The sequence below is a fragment of the Roseovarius sp. CAU 1744 genome (genome assembly GCF_039839345.1).
Taxonomy (GTDB): Bacteria; Pseudomonadota; Alphaproteobacteria; order Rhodobacterales; family Rhodobacteraceae; genus Roseovarius.
Map to the genome: position 1 here is coordinate 250,102 of NZ_JBDOQV010000003.1, position 18,092 is coordinate 268,193.

The 18,092-nt window shown below is 62.8% G+C and carries 14 protein-coding genes; 1 reads left to right on the forward strand and 13 read right to left on the reverse strand.

Translation table 11 applies throughout. The annotated features are described in order from the left end of the window. Positions 1–128: 128 nt before the first annotated feature. The 13 genes from AAFO92_RS07675 to AAFO92_RS07735 all read right to left on the reverse strand — a co-directional run bounded on the left by AAFO92_RS07675 (position 129) and on the right by AAFO92_RS07735 (position 17,060). The gene (locus AAFO92_RS07675) at positions 129–797 is read right to left on the reverse strand and encodes an ureidoglycolate lyase (protein WP_347534127.1); all 669 of its coding nucleotides are present in this window, start codon (positions 795–797) and stop codon (positions 129–131) included. Next, the gene (locus AAFO92_RS07680; protein WP_347534128.1) at positions 794–1,387 is read right to left on the reverse strand and encodes an HD domain-containing protein; all 594 of its coding nucleotides are present in this window, start codon (positions 1,385–1,387) and stop codon (positions 794–796) included. Before AAFO92_RS07680 ends, AAFO92_RS07675 begins: the two co-directional genes overlap by 4 nt. After that, positions 1,384–2,526, reverse strand: coding sequence for a TauD/TfdA family dioxygenase (locus AAFO92_RS07685; RefSeq protein WP_347534129.1), 1,143 nt, complete (start codon positions 2,524–2,526; stop codon positions 1,384–1,386). The genes AAFO92_RS07680 and AAFO92_RS07685 overlap by 4 nt, the downstream gene beginning before the upstream one ends. A 117-nt stretch (positions 2,527–2,643) precedes the next feature. Beyond that, entirely contained in the window at positions 2,644–3,627 is a 984-nt protein-coding gene (locus AAFO92_RS07690) for a GlxA family transcriptional regulator (RefSeq protein ID WP_347534130.1), read from the reverse strand. Positions 3,628–3,831: 204 nt separating this feature from the next. Next, complete coding sequence (locus tag AAFO92_RS07695; RefSeq protein ID WP_347534131.1) at positions 3,832–4,641, reverse strand: isocitrate lyase/phosphoenolpyruvate mutase family protein; 810 nt, start codon at positions 4,639–4,641, stop codon at positions 3,832–3,834. A 137-nt stretch (positions 4,642–4,778) separates the two neighbouring features. Next, positions 4,779–6,779 (reverse strand): hydantoinase/oxoprolinase family protein, encoded by a 2,001-nt coding sequence (locus tag AAFO92_RS07700; protein WP_347534132.1) that lies wholly within the window; start codon positions 6,777–6,779, stop codon positions 4,779–4,781. Between the two features lie 13 nt (positions 6,780–6,792). Continuing rightward, on the reverse strand, positions 6,793–7,893 hold the full coding sequence (gene queG, locus AAFO92_RS07705; protein ID WP_347534133.1) for a tRNA epoxyqueuosine(34) reductase QueG: 1,101 nt from the start codon (positions 7,891–7,893) through the stop codon (positions 6,793–6,795). Positions 7,894–7,953: 60 nt separating this feature from the next. Beyond that, entirely contained in the window at positions 7,954–8,619 is a 666-nt protein-coding gene (locus tag AAFO92_RS07710; RefSeq protein WP_347534134.1) for a glutathione S-transferase family protein, read from the reverse strand. Between the two features lie 55 nt (positions 8,620–8,674). Beyond that, positions 8,675–9,397: a monofunctional biosynthetic peptidoglycan transglycosylase gene (mtgA, locus tag AAFO92_RS07715; protein WP_347534135.1), complete on the reverse strand. Its 723-nt coding sequence runs from the start codon at positions 9,395–9,397 to the stop codon at positions 8,675–8,677. Positions 9,398–9,463: 66 nt separating this feature from the next. Then, positions 9,464–10,375 carry a Hint domain-containing protein gene (locus tag AAFO92_RS07720; RefSeq protein ID WP_347534136.1) on the reverse strand — a complete coding sequence of 304 codons (912 nt, stop codon included), beginning with the start codon at positions 10,373–10,375 and terminating at the stop codon, positions 9,464–9,466. A gap of 122 nt (positions 10,376–10,497) precedes the next feature. After that, positions 10,498–15,030, reverse strand: a complete 4,533-nt coding sequence (gltB, locus tag AAFO92_RS07725) for a glutamate synthase large subunit (RefSeq protein ID WP_347534137.1) — start codon at positions 15,028–15,030, stop codon at positions 10,498–10,500. Then, complete coding sequence (locus tag AAFO92_RS07730) at positions 15,011–15,484, reverse strand: GFA family protein (RefSeq protein WP_347534138.1); 474 nt, start codon at positions 15,482–15,484, stop codon at positions 15,011–15,013. The genes gltB and AAFO92_RS07730 overlap by 20 nt, the downstream gene beginning before the upstream one ends. A 142-nt stretch (positions 15,485–15,626) precedes the next feature. Continuing rightward, complete coding sequence (locus AAFO92_RS07735; RefSeq protein ID WP_347534139.1) at positions 15,627–17,060, reverse strand: NAD(P)-dependent oxidoreductase; 1,434 nt, start codon at positions 17,058–17,060, stop codon at positions 15,627–15,629. Between the two features lie 227 nt (positions 17,061–17,287). Between AAFO92_RS07735 and AAFO92_RS07740 the strand changes: the two genes are divergently transcribed. Further along, positions 17,288–18,091, forward strand: coding sequence for an undecaprenyl-diphosphate phosphatase (locus tag AAFO92_RS07740; RefSeq protein ID WP_347534140.1), 804 nt, complete (start codon positions 17,288–17,290; stop codon positions 18,089–18,091). Position 18,092 lies beyond the last annotated feature (1 nt).

The following is an 18,092-nucleotide window of genomic DNA, read 5'->3' on the forward strand; positions in this document are numbered from 1 at the left end:
CTCGGGCGCCGTCAATCGCCGCCCTTGCATTTCGGATTTATCCAAAAGGCTCGATCAGCCGAACAGACACTATTCATGCCAAAAACAGGGAATGGTGCCGGGAAACCCCATGCCAACTTCTTCGGCTGTCAGATCTCTTTCAGCTTGTCCACCGTCAAGGGGCAGGACAGGTAAACGCCAAATTCGCTGCCGATATCCGCGCTGACCCGGGCATGGACCGCGCCCTGCCTGTCCAGGAACCGCTGCGTATCCTCCACCGGAAACACGCCTTCGTGCCAGATCCCGGCATGGATGTAGATGCCCTGGCTGCCATCCCCCCAGAAGGCCACGACCTTATCGGGCGTCAGGTTGTCGCCGGGCAGGGCGGCGGGGACGATGAACGGTTTGCGGTCCAGCGGAAAAAACAGCTGTCCGCCATCCGGGTGGTAATTCATGTGCCACAGCAACACCTGATCGCGCGGGGCGGTCTGCCGGTCAGCCTGCGCTTGTTGCGGATCGGTGGACCAGCCCAGCACGTAGTGCCCCTTGACCGCTTCGTTCTCGCCATAGAGCACGTCACCGCGCCAGTCACAGACAAACGTGCCCTCGACATAGCCGCCCTCATCCCCGGTGCCGTCGTCGATCGGGCGCCAGCCCTGTTGCGGCCAGCGGGTGATCTCGATCTCGAACTGGTCGGGATCGTCCACCAGACAGCCATACCCTTTGAGGCTGGCCTGCGTCGCCCGGATCAGCGGCACCTCGTGCAAGGGCAGGGACGGCTTGCTGCTGGCTTCGAAAATATACTCGGGCGCATTCATGTCTCTTCTCCACAATGCCGGTCGACCACCCGCTGCACCATCGGTGCGAAATGTGCGAAACCGGGCGTTTCCATGTCTGGCTCCTTGCCCGCGTCATCCAGATACCGCACCGCAACGATATCCTCGACATTCGGGTTCTTCTCGAATTCGGCCACTTCGCCGGGGGTCATCGGACCGCCCTGCAGGTTCAGAGAATGAACCGACGCCTCGCTGAGCAGGGCCAGGTATTCGGGGCGCGTCGCGCACAGGTACCGTTTGGCGGCCACGTGGTAGCGAACGCAATCGGTCACCAGGGTGGGAAAGAACCTCTCCAACACCCGTGCGCCGGCTTCCTCGTGAAAACGGTCCTCGGTGTCGTGCATGCTGAAGGTGCCGAACTCGGATGTGAAATGGCCGATATCATGCAAAAGCGTGGCAACGATGATCTCTTCCCTTTGACCCTCGCGTTCGGCGATCGTGGCGCCCTGCAGCATATGTTGTGCCATCGTAACCGGCTCACCCAGGTATTCTTCGCCGCCGCGCCGGTCAAAGATATCCGCCAGGAAGTCAACGATATTCGCCTGCGTTAGTGTCTGATTTAGGTGGCTCATTGCGCTGCCAGCCCCAATTCCTGCACCAGCGCGGCATGGGTAGACCGCAGCCCGTCCATATCCGCGTAGCACCCCTGCAGCCAGCGCGACCCCTCGCCGGAATAACCCTTGCGCGCGTGCAGCACGCGGGTGTTGTCGACAATGAAACATTCCCCCGGCGCCAGTTTGAACGTGACCTCCATCGCCGGGTCGTCGATGATTTCGCCCAGGTGACGATAGGCGGTGTAGTAGGCTTCCATCTGATCGTAGGGCACGTCGGTGATCGCGGCGGCGGATCGGTTGTTGAACCGCACCGCGATCAGCTCGCCGTCCGGGGCCAGTTCGATCATCGGGCGACGCGACCGCAAGCAGACTCCATCCTCGCCCGCATATTCGAACCGCGCGCAATAGCGGCTGAGCAGGCCAAAGTTTTCGGGGCTTTCGTCGCGCAGACGTTGCGCACAGGCAAAGCCGTCCACCACCATGTTCTCCCCGCCCTCGGCAGAATTTTCCAGGCAATAGAGGATTTGAACCGACGGCACCGGGTCGCGGTAGGGATTGTCCGTGTGCGCCTGCAGGCCCAGCCCGGTATAGGCCAGGTTCGTCGGGTTTACCTCGGTCCGCACTTCGAAATGGCGGCCATAGTTCGTCTCGCGTACATATCCGAACAGATCGGCCACCCGAAACAGCGCCCCTTCCTCGACCGGCCCACCCGTCAGCTTGCCAAAACCAAACCGCGCCACACCGCCCAGCCAGTCGGACAAGGCGACGCGGTCACTGCTGACCTGCCCGAAATCCGCCAGCGGAATATGGTCTGCCAAGCGGCCATCCCATGTTTCGATATCGTCACTAACTCGGCCCAATTCGGGCTTGTTTGGGCAATCGTAGGAATGGTCCATCAGCCAGCGCACATCATAGTCGATATGGCAACCCTCGGGCAGGAACTTGATCCGGACTTTCCCGCCATGCACCTCTGCCGAGCTGACCCGCGTCCGTGCCGGAATATCGCGCAGCGCGATCAGCCGTTGCCCGTTGCCCGGTGCCCGCGTGGCCGCATCCCAGGCATTATCGCGCAACCAGATGGCATGATACCGGAAGGTCCGTCCGCCCGATGTCAGCGCAACCGCATTGCCGCTGTCGATAATCTCTGCTGTGGTCATGGTCGTCTCCGATCAGGATGCGCTTGCCGTCAGGATGCGCCATCCGGCACGTCGCCACATTGCGAAACGCGACGTTCTACTATGCCCAAAAACGACAAAAGATCGCCAAAGAGCGGCTTATTTCTCGGAAAACAGCAGGCTTGATCCGCGCGTGTCCCGGCTTGGCGCGACACCAAACGCCTTGCGATAGGTCTTGGAGAAATGCGACGGCGCGCGAAAGCCGCACAGCACGCAGATCTCCATCAGAGACAATTCGGTCTGCATCAGCAGATTACGCGCCTTCTCCAGGCGCAGGCCCATGTAGTATTTCTTCGGAGAGGTATTCAGGTAGCGGGCGAACAGCCGTTCCAGCTGCCGGGTCGAAAGCCCGACCTCGCGTGCGACCTCGCTGGGGGGGATCGGATCTTCGGTATTGGCGCGCATGACCTCGATCGCCTGAATCAGCTTGGTGTGGCGCACGCCCATCCGGCCCGCCATCGACACGCGCTGCGAATGGCTCTCGGATCGGGGCGCGGTATAGATCATCTGATCCGCCACCCAGGTTGCCAGCTCGGCGCCGTAATCGGAATGGATCCGGTCCAGCATCAAATCCATGGAACTGGCGCTGCCGGCACAGGTGAACACCCTTCCATCGACCATGTAGATCGAATCCTGCATCTCGACATCCGGGAAGGTTTCCGAGATGGCGCTGGCATATTCCCAGTGGGTGGTGACCCGCTTACCCGCCAGCAACCCGGCCGCGGCCAGTGTCCAGGCGCCGCTGCTCAGCGCGCCGAAATCAATGCCCTTGCGGGTTTCGCGCCGCAGCCAGTTCAGGATTTTCCGGCTGCTCCCGGCTGCCGCATCGACCCCGGCACAGACAATCAGCGTATCGTTGCGATGCAGGTCGAACAGCCCGGCATCGACACTGACCCGCAGGCCATTCCAACTGGTCACGGGCGCGCCGTCTTCGCTGACCAGCTGCCATTCGTAATATTGCCGCGTGCCGCCGGCAAAACGATTGGCCAGGGCCAGGGTCTCTTGTGCGCAGGTCATGCCCAGCGGCGAAAAACCGGGGATCAGCAAAAAGACATAGCGTTTCGGTCTGTCTTCCGCATGCATCGGATGGCCCTCCGGGTTGCTGGGTGCCTGGCCGCCCGCTCCGGGTACGACTCGCCAAACTTGCGGTTCTTTAGCTGCTGCGCGCGGCCTGACTTTCCGATTTGCGGCAAATCTTGGCCAGAATCGACAATATTTCCGGGCAGGCACAACAAAAGGCCTGCCTTCTGTGCGATGTCCGATCGCGCAAGTTACTGGTCATCGGGTTTATTTGGTCAGCAAGTGGTTGATGTCATCCTCTGCCGCGGCGCGGGCCAGCCCGGTGAAATCGCCCTTCAACATACCCTCTGCGACGCTGATTGCCGCGCTATAGGCCACCCGCGCCAACGATCCCCCTGTGGAAAGGCGTGCCGCGCCCATTTTGGCCAGTTCCGGCATGGTCAGGGTCGAAAATGCGCCCGACATCAGCACGTTTACCGGGACGCCGACACTGCCGATGATCCGTTTCAGATCCTCGACACCCGGCGGCGCCGGCACATAGACACAATCGGCCCCGGCCGCTTCAAACGCCTGAATACGCCGGATCGCCTCGGCGCAATCATACTGGCCTAGCATCACGCCATCGGCCCGGGCGACCAGCACGAAATCACTGGCAAGCGCCCGTGCCGCGCTGGCGGCTGCGCGGATACGCTCGACCGCCAGGTCGAAATCATACGATGTAAAGGCAGGCAGTGCCGTGTCCTCGATCGAACACCCTGCAAGGCCGGCCTCGGTCGCAAGGCGGATGGTTTCAGCCACCACGTCGGGCGCTTCACCAAACCCGTTCTCGAAATCGCCCGACACCGGGACAGCTACGGCGCTGACAATATCCTGCGCATGCGCCAGCGCCTCATCGCGGGTCAGCGTTCCGCCATCCACACGACCCTGCGTAAACGCATGCCCGGCAGATGTGGTCGCGATCGCCTTGACCCCCATGGCCTGCATCATGCGCGCCGATCCCCGATCCCAGGCATTGACCAGAAGGAATGGATCACCCGGCTTGTGCAGCTCTCGAAAAATGGTGCCCTTGTCAGTCATTTATCCCTCCCGCCTGTGTTTTTGGCTGAAACAGAGCCTATTCTGTTACCCTCACCCAAGTCCGTAAACCCCGCCACCGCGCCTGAGCGTACCACTGCCATGGGCCAGTTCCTGTCAGCAGCGGGACGCCGCCAACGTCAATCGGCAATCCGCGGCCGGCCCGTCGCCTCGACCGTGATCTCGGCCTCCAGGAACACTTCGCGCGCTTCGGCCCGGGCCGATTTGACATCACGCATCACCGACATGTGAATATCCTCGGCACCGGCCATTTCAGCTTCTTGACGCGCCTCGTATTCCAATGCCTCCTGCAGGGACGCCATCGCCGTCTCGGCATCGGTGAAATCTTCCGGTCCACTGTCCAGATGCACGCGAAACCGCCCCTCGGATGGTGACGTCACCGACCCCGTCCGCCGGATCGTCACCCGGCCCACGACCGCCCCAATGGCGTTGGCCACGCCCGCATGTTCCGGCAGGATCATCTGACAGCCAAGGCGATCGCCAACCGCCGGGTAATAGCTGCCGGCGGACGCACCGAGGCCGATCACCGGTACGTTCACCCCCGTTTCCAATCGCACCAGCCCCCGATGATGATCGAGCCCCCTCTGCATCAGCACATGCCGCGCCAACTGCCCGGGCGGCAGGCCGAAATCAAGCTCTTCCTCGCCAAATGCAGTCTCTAACAAGGCCAAAGATGTCTGGTGAGTCAGCTGGTCGACGATCATCTGCGCCATGCCGTTCACCTCCGGCATCAGCATGTTACCCGATCCGGTCCGCTTGCGCCCCATCAGTTCCAGCGCCTTGCGCGCCGCAGCCGCGTCCCAGGCATCCAGGCGCCCCAGCACGTGGCTTGCATCCGATGGCGTGACGCCCGAGACCTGCACCAAACCGCGTGTGACCAGCCGTTTCAGCGCCTGCGCCTCCATCCGCGTCTTCAGCATGGCACCGATGGGCTGAACCCCTTCGCCGACCCGCGACAGCAGAGCCGCGTCCCGCTCCGCCAACCCGCCGGTTTCGATGCCGGGGACGGCACGCACGAACCGCGCATCATGTTCGCCCGGTGTCTGGCTGCGTAACTGCTGGTCCAGCGTGTGATGCACGATCTCCGGCGCCTCGACCGCCATCAGGCTGACCGGCACCACCCGCCGCGGGCCCAGGGAAACACCCCCGATCAGCCCCTCGTCGATCACATGCACCTCGCTGTCGCCGCCAAGCCCGGTGGTGCGCATCGCCACCGCCTCGACCATAGTCCGCCAGGGGCCCACCTGCGCGCCAGCCGGATCGATCATCGGACGCCCGCCGCGCAGGACCGCCACATCGGTCGTGGTGCCGCCGATATCCGAGACCAAGGCGTGATCCGCCCCCGTCATCCACCGCGCACCCACGATGCTGGCCGCCGGTCCGCTGAGAATGGTTTCAATCGGCCGCTCCCGCGCCTGCTCTGCCGAAATCAGCGCTCCGTCGCCACGCACGACCATCAGCGGCGCGTCGATATTCAACTCGGCCAGCTTGCCCTCGGCCTTGTCGATCAACCGGGCGATCATCCCGATCAGGCGGGCGTTCAACAGCGCCGTCAGCGCCCGTTTGGGCCCGTTCAGCCGGGCCGAAAGGTGATGCGAACACGAGACCGGCCGCCCTGTGACCTCTCGGATCATCTCGGACACTTCCAGTTCATGCGCCGGGTTACGCGTGGCAAACTGGGCGGCAACGGCATAGGCAGAAATACCGTTCTCAATCTCTAACCATGCCGAAAGTGCGTCTTTTTCCAGTGGCGCAGCCTGCCCGCCCGCATGATTGTGCCCGCCGCCGATCACCAGCGCCGGATCACCGCCGAGCGCCTCGCGCAACCCGTGCGCCTCAAGGTCGCGCTCACGGAACCCGACATAGATCAGGCCAACGCGGCCACCCTGTCCTTCGACAAGCGCATTGGTCGCCAGCGTGGTGGACAGCGACGCCATGCCAATGTCGGACGGTTTGGCGCCGCTTTCGGCCAATACCGCGGCGATCGCCTCTCCAATCCCCATCGACAGATCATGCCGGGTGGTCAGCGCCTTGGCGCTGGCGATCACTTCCTGCTCGTCGCGGATCAGTACCGCATCAGTGTAGGTGCCACCCGTATCCACACCCAAAAACAACGCCATGAGGCCAATCCTCTTACCTATCCCGGTCTTCGGGTTTACCGGGTTTTGCGGGGCGATCCAGCCCTTTTGCGGCAGAATTCAACCGCATCACCGACCAACGCGCCGCATCCGCCACCGTGGCATCCGGATCATTGCACAGGCCCTGCGCCACCGGCAGCAACGTCGTGTCCCCGGAATTACCGATGGCGTAAAGCACATTGCGGACGAACCGGTTGCGGCCGACACGCTTGATCGGACTGCCCGAGAAAAACGACCGGAAAGCGGTATCGTCCAGCCGCGCCAATTCTGCCAGTTTCGGCGCCATCAGGTCATCGCGCGCATGGTATTTCACCTCGCGCGCCGCCACCGCGAACTTGTTCCAGGGGCAGACCGCCAGGCAATCGTCACACCCGTAGATCCGGTTGCCCATCAGCGGGCGCAAATCCTCGGCCACCGGGCCGTGATGCTCGATCGTCAGATATGAGATACAGCGGCGCGCATCCAGCTGGTAAGGCGCTGGAAACGCATCTGTCGGGCAAATGTCCAGACAGGCCCGGCATCTGCCGCAATGGTCGCTTTCCGCCAGATCAGGCTCGATTTCCAGCGTGGTAAAGACCGACCCGATGAAAAACCAGCTGCCCAGATCGCGGCTGACAAGGTTGGTGTGCTTGCCCTGCCAGCCCAGGCCCGCCGCCTGCCCCAGCGGCTTCTCCGGTACCGGCGCGGTATCGACGAACACCTTCACCTGGGCGGGAGGGTCGCAATTCGCCTCGGCAATCAGCCAGCGCGCCAGCCTTTTCAGCCGTTTCTTGACAGTATCGTGGTAATCCCTGTTGCGGGCATAGACCGAAATCGTACCCACATCACCCTGTGCCAGCGTCGCCATCGGATCGCATTCCGGCGTATAGCTTTCGCCCAGCACGATCACCGTCCGCGCCTCGGGCCACAGCCGCTGCGGCGCGCCGCGCCAATGGGTGCGCTCGGCCAGCCAGGACATCTGCCCGTGATACCCCTTGTCCAGAAACGCCGCCAGCCGCGCCGGCACCTGGCCCACATCGCCTGGCCGGCAGATGCGGCACAGGTCGAACCCCTCTGCCAGGGCCTGTCCGACCAGCCTGTCTTTCAGCCCGTTCATCTTTCACCGTTCCCGAAACACTCCGGGGGGCGGCCGCAGGCCGGGGGGCAGCGCCCCCTTTCAGAAATCCAGATCGGCATAATGCGCCGGCGGCGGAAACCCCGAGACCTGATCCGCCAGTATCCCCCGGAACGCCGGCCGCGACTTGATCTTGGCATACCAGTCCTTGACCACCTCACTGCGGTGCCAGTCCACATCGCTGATGTAATCCAGCGCGCTGAAATGCGCCGCGGCGGCGAAATCTGCCAATGTCATCGTATCGCCGGCCAGCCAACGCCGGTGATCCAGCAGCCAGGCCATGTAGTCCAGGTGATACTTGATCGCCTTGGCGCCCTGCTTGATGTTGCTGCTGTCGGGATAGCCCTGGCCCATCACCTTCTTGTTGACCCGCTCGTAAAGCAGCTTCGACGTGACCTCGTGATGGAACTTGTCATCGAACCACGCCACCAGGCGCCGCACCTCGTAGCGGGCATCGGCGCTGCGCGGCAGCAAGGCGGGTTCGGGGTATTTCTCGTCAAGGTATTCGCAGATCGGCGTGCTTTCGGCCATGGTCTTGCCATCGATCCGCAGGATCGGCACCTTGCCGGCCGGGTTGCGCCGCAGGAAATCCGGGTCCTGCTCCCAATAGCGTTCCTCGGCCAGCTCACATTCGATCTTCTTCTCGGCCAGGCACAGGCGCACCTTGCGGCAGAACGGCGAGAGCGGAACGTGAAAGAGCTTGGCCATGAAAATTCGAACCTTATGACGGGTCTGCCCTCAATGCCCGGAACGGGGCCACATTTCAATCCTCGAAACAGGCCGAGCGCCCATCGCGGCGGATGGTGGCCGCCCCGTCCTGGATGCGGGCAGCCCGGCGCCGCAGGTCCGGACCCGGCTTGCTGGCTGAGCGGCCCTTGGGGTCGGGCAACACCGCCGCCAGTCGCGCTGCCTGTACCGCGCTCAGGCGGTCCGGCGGGACGCCGAAATAGTGATTTGCCGCCGCTTCGATCCCGAATATGCCTTCATCGAATTCGGCCACGTTCAGATACACCTCGATGATCCGGCGCTTGGTCCAGACCAGCTCGACCAGCGGGGTAATCACCGCCTCAAGTGCCTTTCGCAGCCAGCTGCGCCCGTGCCACAGATAGACATTCTTGACGGTCTGCTGGCTCAGGGTCGAGGCACCGCGCCCGTACCCCTCTTCGATGGCCGTGCGGATGGCGGTCATGTCAAATCCCCAATGGCCGCAGAAATTGGCATCCTCGGCCGCCACCAATGCCCGTGCCATGACCGGCGCGACATCCGCGAGCGGCACCCAGATATGGTCAATCCGGCCCAGGCGGCGTTCTTCCTGACCCATGTAGAACGTTCGGGGCGGCTCTACCGTGCCGTGCACCGCCACCACCAGCAGGACCACGCCAACCGAGATCGCCACGAAACGCAGCACCCAGCGGCGCACCCAAGCCAATGGCCGGAAGCGACGCACGGATTTCGCTGATCTGCCTTTGGTTCTTTGCTTCGCCATCGCGGCCACCTATAGCGTGGCCTTTGCCACGGCAAAAGCGGATTTACGTGGAACGCGCGCGCCGCGTCAGTTCAGCAACGACGCCTCGAACTGCCGGGCGACCGGGCGCGCCGTCACCCAGGCATCCGCGGCAATCTTGCCCAGATCCGGGAACAGGCGGTCAATCTCGGCACGGGTCTCCTGATCGGCCTGATTGGCCGCGTGTCCGGGGAAATAACTCTCGGACGGGATACCCGCGGCCCAGACGATCTGATGACGGTCAAAGAGCAGATGGAAATACTCGATCTCGTCTCGGGGCGCGATGGCGATCGTGTCGCCATTGCACAGATGCTTGGCGGCCACCAGAACCTGTTCCACGCCGAAATACATCTGCGCACGCCAGTCACCTATCAGCATCCGGTGCTGCTGCGATACCAGCAGATCGGTATCGTTGCCCAAGGCACCCTTCTGGATCTGCACAGGCGCGTTGCGACCGGTCGCGGGAAACACGTTGCGACTGACCAGCAGAAGGGGCTGTGGCCCATGGTCAAGCGTCAGCACCATGTCGCCGGGGCACAGATCCTCAACCGCGACATCGCCGTCGGGCGTCGCGATCAGCGTGCCACGGGTAAAGCAGGGTGGGCCGAAACTGCCGACCGGGATCTGAGTGCTTGAATTGACGAAGGTCGAGCTGATGAATGTCGCATCTTCCAGCACCGTACCGTCGGTGGGGGTGAACACCGCCGGCCCGCCGCTGACATAGAATGTCACGCCGGTGATCGTCACGATGCCCTGCCCGGGAATATTGACGGTGATCGTGTCGCCAACCCAGACGCGCGTGATCGTCAGCCCGTTGAACGTGTCGCCATTGCTGGTGCCGATGATGCCATCATCGTTCTGGTCAATGAAATCGAAGTTCTGAACGGTCAGTGCCGTGCCGCCAACAGGCGGGTTACCCGGATCCATGACAAAGAACTGGTCGTTATAGGTTGTCGGCATCGCAAACCCCGCACTGGTTTCACCAAACCGTCTACCTGAAAATCCTGACCAAAACCTGCTCGAACTGAGGCAGGTTTTGGGTTTCTATCCAGGATTCAACAAAAAATTCGCAGAGAATTTTCCTATTCGGCCGGCATCGCCTGATCCTCGATCCCCAGCGGCGCGGGCAGCTTGTTCAGCATCTCCAGCGGGCAGACCTGCAGGAAATGCGTTTTTTCGACATCCCAGTATTGCAGGATTTTCTGCGCCTTGAGGCTGCCAGTCTCCGCCGCGTGCCGCTCGATCAGCTCTTCGAGCTCATCCATCCAGTGATCCACGGTTACCGGGCAAGACACCAGGGTTTCGGTGTTGATGAGCTTGCCGGCACGGCCCTCGGGGTCATAGAGATATGCCATGCCGCCGGTCATACCCGCGCCGAAATTGGCACCGATCCGGCCCAGGATGACGGCCACGCCGCCGGTCATGTATTCGCAGCCATTGCTGCCGCAGCCCTCGATCACCACTTTCGCGCCGCTGTTGCGCACGCCAAAGCGTTCGCCCGCCCGGCCCGAAGCAAAGAGATAACCGTCAGTGGCGCCGTAGAGCACGGTGTTGCCGATGATCGTGTTTTCGGCAGCTTCCAGCGGGCTCGACATATGCGGACGCACCACGATGGTGCCGCCGCTCAGACCCTTGCCGACGTAATCGTTGGCATCGCCCGCGACTTCCAGCTTCAGCCCTGGTGCCGCGAAAGCACCCAGCGACTGGCCGGCGCTGCCCGCCAGCTTCACCGTCAGGTGGTTGGGCTGCAACGCGTTGTTCATACCGAAATTCTGCACGATGTGCGAGGATAGCCTGGTGCCCACTGTCCGGTCAGTATTCTGCACAGCATAGGAGAGCTGCATCTTCTCGCCATCCTCCAGGAACCGCTGCGCGTCGCGCACGATCTCGGCATCCAGCGTGTCGGGCACCTCATTGCGGCCGCGTTCGCGGTCATAGACGATATCCGCCGCGCCATCGACGGTGATCAGCATCGGATTCAGATCCAGATCATCCAGATGGGCCGAGCCGCGCGAGACCTGCGTCAGCAGATCCGCCCGCCCGATCACGTCATCAAGGCTGCGTGCGCCGATGCTGGCCAGCACCTCGCGCACTTCCTGCGCGTAGAAGGTAATGAGGTTCACCACCTTGTCGGCGTTGCCGGTAAATTTTGCGCGCAAGGATTCGTCTTGCGTGCACACGCCCACCGGGCAGGTGTTCGACTGGCATTGCCGCACCATGATGCAGCCCATGGCAATCAGCGCCGCGGTGCCGATCCCGTATTCCTCGGCCCCCATCATCGCCGCCATGACGATGTCGCGCCCGGTACGCAGCCCGCCATCGGTACGCAGCGTGATCCGTTCGCGCAGGTTGTTCATGCTCAGCACCTGATGCGCCTCGGTCAGGCCCATCTCCCATGGCAGGCCGGCATATTTGATGCTTGTCGCAGGGCTCGCGCCCGTGCCGCCATTATGGCCCGAGATCAGGATCACATCCGCCTTGGCCTTGGCCACGCCCGCGGCAATCGTGCCCACGCCCGACTGCGCCACCAGCTTGACCGTCACCTTGGCGCGCGGGTTGATCTGCTTGAGGTCATAGATCAGCTGCGCCAGATCCTCGATGCTGTAGATGTCATGATGCGGCGGCGGCGAGATCAGCGTCACGCCCTTGGTCGAGTGCCTGAGCCGCGCAATGAGTTCTGTCACCTTCATGCCGGGCAATTGCCCGCCCTCGCCGGGCTTGGCGCCCTGTGCCACCTTGATCTCCAGCTCTTCGCACTGGTTGAGGTATTCGGCGGTGACGCCAAAGCGGCCGCTGGCCACCTGCTTGATCTTGGCGGACGGGTTGTCGCCGTTTGGTTCGGGTGTGAAATGCGCCGGGTCTTCGCCCCCCTCGCCGCTGTCGCTGCGCGCGCCGATCCGGTTCATCGCCACGTTCAGCGTCTTGTGCGCCTCGGGGCTCAGCGCGCCGAGGCTCATGCCCGGCGTGACAAACCGTTTGCGGATCGCGGTCACGCTTTCCACCTCGTCAACCGAGATCGCCTCGCCCATCGGCTTGATCGCCATCAGGTCACGCAAGTGAATCGGCGGGGCTGACTGCATCGCCGCCGAATAGCGTTTCCACAGCTCGTAGCTGGAGTTGTTGCAGGCCATCTGCATCATGTGCATGGTCTGCGCACCCCAGGCATGGGTCTCGCCGGATTTGCGCGCCTTGTAGAACCCGCCGATCGGCAAGATGTCCTGCCCGCGCCCGAAGGCCTGATCGTGCACCTTTTCCAGCTTGGTCTGGATGCCGCTGGTGCCGATGCCGCTGATCCGGCTGGTAAGGCCGGGGAAATACTCGGCGCACATCGCCCGGCTCAGGCCTACGGCCTCGAAATTCAGGCCCCCGCGGTAGCTCGAGATCACCGAGATGCCCATCTTGGACATGATCTTGAGCAGCCCCTGGTCGATCGCGTTGCGATAGCGTGCCACCGCTTCGGTCAGCGACCCTTCAAGCAAACCGCGCTCGATCCGGTCGGCCAGGCTGTCCTCGGCCAGGTAGGCATTGACCACCGTGGCCCCGGCGCCGATCAGCACGGCGAAATAATGCGGGTCGATACATTCCGCCGACCGCACGTTCAGCGAACAGAAGGTGCGCAGGCCATTGCGTGTCAGGTGGCTGTGCACCGCGCTGGTGGCCAGGATCATCGGCATCCCGATCCGGTCGGCGCCGACGCCACGATCGGTCAGCACCAGATGCCCGGCACCGCTGCGCACCGCATCCTCGGCCTCGGCCCGAATACGCGCCAAACCCGCCTGCAAAGCGCCTCGACCCTTCTCGAAGGTACAGTCGATCTCGGTCACGTCGGAATCGAACTGCTTGATCAGCTCGTCCCACTGGGCATTGCCCACGAAGGGGCTGTCCAGCACGATGATCTCGGTCTGGCTGCTGCTTTCGTCCAGCACGTTCTTGAGGTTGCCGAACCGGGTTTTCAGGCTCATGACCCGCGCCTCGCGCAAACTGTCGATCGGCGGGTTTGTCACCTGGCTGAAATTCTGCCGGAAATAATGGCTCAGCGGGCGATAGCCCTTGGACAATACGGCCGAGGGCGTGTCATCGCCCATGCTGGCAATCGCCTCCTTGCCGTCCTCGCCCATCGGCGCAAGGATCTGTTCCAGCTCTTCGATCGTGTAGCCGGCGGCGATCTGACGGCGGCGCAGCTCGGCACCGGTGTGAATCGGCGCCTCGGTCACGTCGGCAAGCTTTTCGTCCATCTCGTTGATCTTGCCGACCCATTCGCCGAAGGGCAGCGCTCGGGCCAGCTTGTCCTTGATCTCGGCATCGCGGAACAGCTTGCCCTTCTGCATGTCCACGGCCAGCATCTGGCCGGGGCCGAGCGCGCCCTTGGCCTTCACCGTGGCCTCGTCAATCGGCACCATTCCGGCCTCGGACCCGGCGATCACCAGCCCGTCACCGGTCACCACATAGCGCATCGGCCGCAGCCCGTTCCGGTCCAGCCCGGCGCAAACCCAGCGTCCATCGGTCATCGCCAGGGCGGCGGGGCCGTCCCACGGCTCCATCACCGAGTTGCAATAGGAATACATGTCGCGCCACGCCTGCGGCAGTTCTTCGGCCTGCTTGGACCAGCTTTCCGGCACCAGCATGGTCTTGGCCATCGGCGCCGACCGCCCGGCCCGCACCAGTACCTCGAAAACAGAGTCTAACGCGGCCGAATCCGACGATCCGCCAGCCACGATCGGCTTGATGTCATCGGCCATATCGCCGAAGGCGGCGCTGGCCATCCGGATTTCGTGGCTCTTCAGCCAGTTCAGGTTGCCTTTGAGCGTATTGATCTCACCATTATGCGCCAGCATCCGGAACGGCTGCGCCAGCCACCATTGCGGGAAGGTGTTGGTGGAATAACGCTGGTGATAGATCGCAAAGGCCGATTTGAAGCGTTCATCCATCAGGTCGGGATAAAACACCGCCACCTGCTCGGCCAGCATCATGCCCTTGTAGATGATCGAGCGGCAACTGAGCGACGCGATATAAAGGCCATTCACACCGGCCGCGGTGGCCGCCTTCTCGATCCGGCGGCGAATAACATAAAGCTCGCGCTCAAACGTCTCCTCGTCGACACCCTTGGAATTCGAGATCAGGATCTGCTCGATCTCGGGCCGCGTCGCGTTGGCCTTCTCCCCCAGGCAGGTCACATCCACCGGCACATGGCGCCAGCCATAGATGTAATAGCCCATGCGCAATACTTCGGTCTCGACGATTGTCCGGCAGGTTTCCTGGGCGCCGAAATCGGTGCGAGGCAGAAACACCTGGCCCACGGCGACAAGCTCGTCCTGATGCGGCTCGTGACCGGTGCGGCGGATCTGGTCATAGAAGAACGGCACCGGGATCTGCACATGGATACCGGCCCCGTCGCCGGTCTTGCCATCCGCATCCACCGCGCCCCGATGCCAGATCGCCTTGAGCGCATCGATCCCGGCATCCACCACCTGACGGCTGGGCTTACCATTGACGCTGACCACCAGCCCGACCCCGCAGGACGAATGCTCTTCCTCTTCCGAATACATGCCGTTTTCGGCCAGCCATTTACGCTGGTTTTCGTGGTTTTTTGCCCAGTTAGTGTCGAATTTGGTCATTCTTTCCTCCATCCGCGGGCGCGGCATATTCCGCCTCCGCTTCGGCCTGCGTTTTCTTGTCCGTCGCCCCGGCAAAGGCGTAACCCGCCGGTTTGTGGTCGATGTAAATCTCGCTGGTCAGCTTCAGATCGCCCAGATCGTCGATGGCCCCGGCACAGAGACCGAACAGCGTTTCGCCATTGCCCAGCCGGCGCCGCGTGCGCCAGAACAGGCCCGATCCGCAGATCCGGCAGAAACTCCGCTCGGCCCAGTCCGACGAGGCGTAGATCTGGATGTTCTCTTCGCCCTGCCAGTCGATACTGTCCGGGTCCGCGTCCACGCCCAGCTCGATCCCACCGCTGAACTTGCGGCACATGCTGCAATGACACACGTCGATATTCGCCGGGCGCTGGTGCAGCGTGAACCGCACCGCCCCGCACAGACATCCCCCTGTCATTTCACCGGCATCTGCCATTGACCGTTCTTTCAATTCCCGCAGCAGCCAAGCTGCCCAATCCCATTGTCTTGTCGCCCGGTTCCTGCCAGCGTTTTTCACCGTGGCTGGGGGCGTATCCCTTTGTTTCACGCGTGTGCGGAGTACGCACCGCGCAACTCTCTCACTCCGCCGCGACGGCCTGCGCCGCGTTCAGATGGTCCAGAACCGCGGCCGCCGTATCGCGCCCGTCGCGGATCGCCCAGACCACCAGCGACGCGCCGCGCACGATGTCGCCCACGGCGAAAACCCCGTCCATCGCCGTGCGCCCGGTGGTGTATTCGGCCCGGATCGTGCCCCAGCTGGTCACCTCCAGATCATCCTGTTTCCAGAGGCCAGGAAGGTCTTCGGGCTCAAACCCCAGCGCCTTGATCACCAGGTCTGCCGGTTCCTCGGCAATCGCCCCCTCGATCTCTTCGGGGCTCTGGCGGCCGCTGGCATCCGGTGCGCCCAGGCGCATCTGCTGAACCATGACCCCCGAGACCGGATCACCGGCAAACCCTTTGGGCGCGCTGAGCCACTGGAAAACGACACCCTCTTCCTCGGCATTCTGCACCTCGCGCTGGCTTCCGGGCATATTCTCGCGATCCCGGCGATAGAGGCATTTCACCGATGTCGCGCCCTGCCGCACGGCGGTGCGCACGCAGTCCATCGCGGTGTCGCCGCCGCCGATCACGACCACGCGCTTGCCCTCGGCGTTCAGCTCTCCGCTGTCGAAGGCGGGCACGCTGTCGCCAAAGCTCATCCGGTTGCTGGCGGTCAGGTAATCAATCGCCCGAACGATGCCGCCGGCGCCCGAACCGGGCCCCTGCAATTCGCGCGATTTGTAGACCCCGGTCGCGACGACCAGGGCATCGTGTTTGCTGCGCAGTTCGTCAAACTGGATATCCTCGCCGACATTACAGTTCAGCACGAATTCCACGCCGCCCTGCTCCAGCTGGTCGATGCGGCGCATCACCACGTCCTTCTCCAGCTTGAAACCGGGAATGCCATAGGTCAGCAACCCACCGGCGCGGTCATGGCGGTCATAAACCACCACCTGAACGCCGGCGCGCCGCAGGACATCCGCTGCCGCCAGCCCGCCCGGGCCGGTCCCGATGATGCCAACCGATTCCGGGCGTTCCTGCGCCGGGGCCGCCGGGGTGATCCAGCCCTCGTCCCATGCGGTATCGGTAATGTATTTCTCGACCGAGCCGATGGTGACCGTCCCGTGGCCGGATTGTTCGATCACGCAATTGCCTTCGCAAAGCCGATCCTGCGGGCAGATCCGGCCACAGATTTCGGGGAAGGTGTTGGTGGCCTGGCTCAGCTCGTAAGCTTCCTTCAGGCGGCCCTCGGCGGTCATGCGCAGCCAGTCGGGGATATTATTGTGCAGCGGGCAATGCGACTGGCAATATGGCACACCGCACTGGCTGCACCGGCTGGCCTGCTCGGCGGCCTTGGCAGCCGCATATTCGGCATAGATTTCGTGGAAATCCTTGTTCCGTTCATCCGCGGCCCTCTTGTCGGGCATATCGCGTTCAACGTTTATGAATTTCAACATCGGTTGCTTCGCCACGGCGGGGTCTCCAGATTCTCGTCTTCTCATCGTGTCGGACCTGTCTACGGGAACGTTTATCGAAAATAAAGTCATAAAATGTGACCTATAATCCAATTAATTCATACATCCTGCGGGATTTTGCCGCTTTTTGCAGGAAATTTATGACCGATCCGGACCCAAATACGATCTTCCCTTTGATTCCCGCTCGGGTATAGCTGGCACCGAGGAAGAGCAGGGCCCGCCGAATGACATTGTTCCATCTGTTTCTGGTTGCCGTCATTCAGGGCGTGACCGAGTTCCTGCCGGTGTCGTCCTCGGGCCACCTGATACTGTTGCCGCACCTCACCGGATATCAGGATCAGGGGCTGGCCGTTGATGTCGCCGTGCATGTCGGCACGCTTTTCGCGGTCATTCTCTACTTCTGGTCGGATGTTCGGTTGGCGCTGAGCGGGCTGCCGCGCCTTGCCACCGGTCGCGCCGATACGCCGGGCGCGCGACTGGCGATGCTGTTGCTGATCGCGTCGGTCCCGGTCGTCGCCTTCGGTCTTATCCTCAATCTGACCGGCCTCCATGACGCACTACGGTCACTCAAGGTCATCGGCTGGGCGATGCTGGTCTTTGGTGTGCTGCTTTACTGGTCCGACCAGAACGGGGACACGGTCAAGAAAGCCGGGGACTGGAGCATCGCGGATGCCATGACAATGGGCGTCTGGCAGGCGATCGCCCTGATCCCGGGCACGTCAAGATCAGGCATCACCATCACCGGCGCGCGGTTTCTGGGCTACAACCGGCACGACGCCGCCAAGCTGGCCATGCTGATGTCAATTCCGACCATCATCGCAAGCGGCGTATTTCTGGGCAGCAAAGTCGCGCTGGACGCGGATATGGGCCTGCTGCGTGATTGCGCCATCGCTGCGGCACTGGCATTCATCGCAGCGCTGCTTGCCCTGGTGCTGATGATGCGGCTCCTGCACAGCGTCAGTTACACGCCATACGTGCTCTACCGGATCGCCCTTGGTGGCATCCTGCTGCTGATTGCCTACAGCTAGG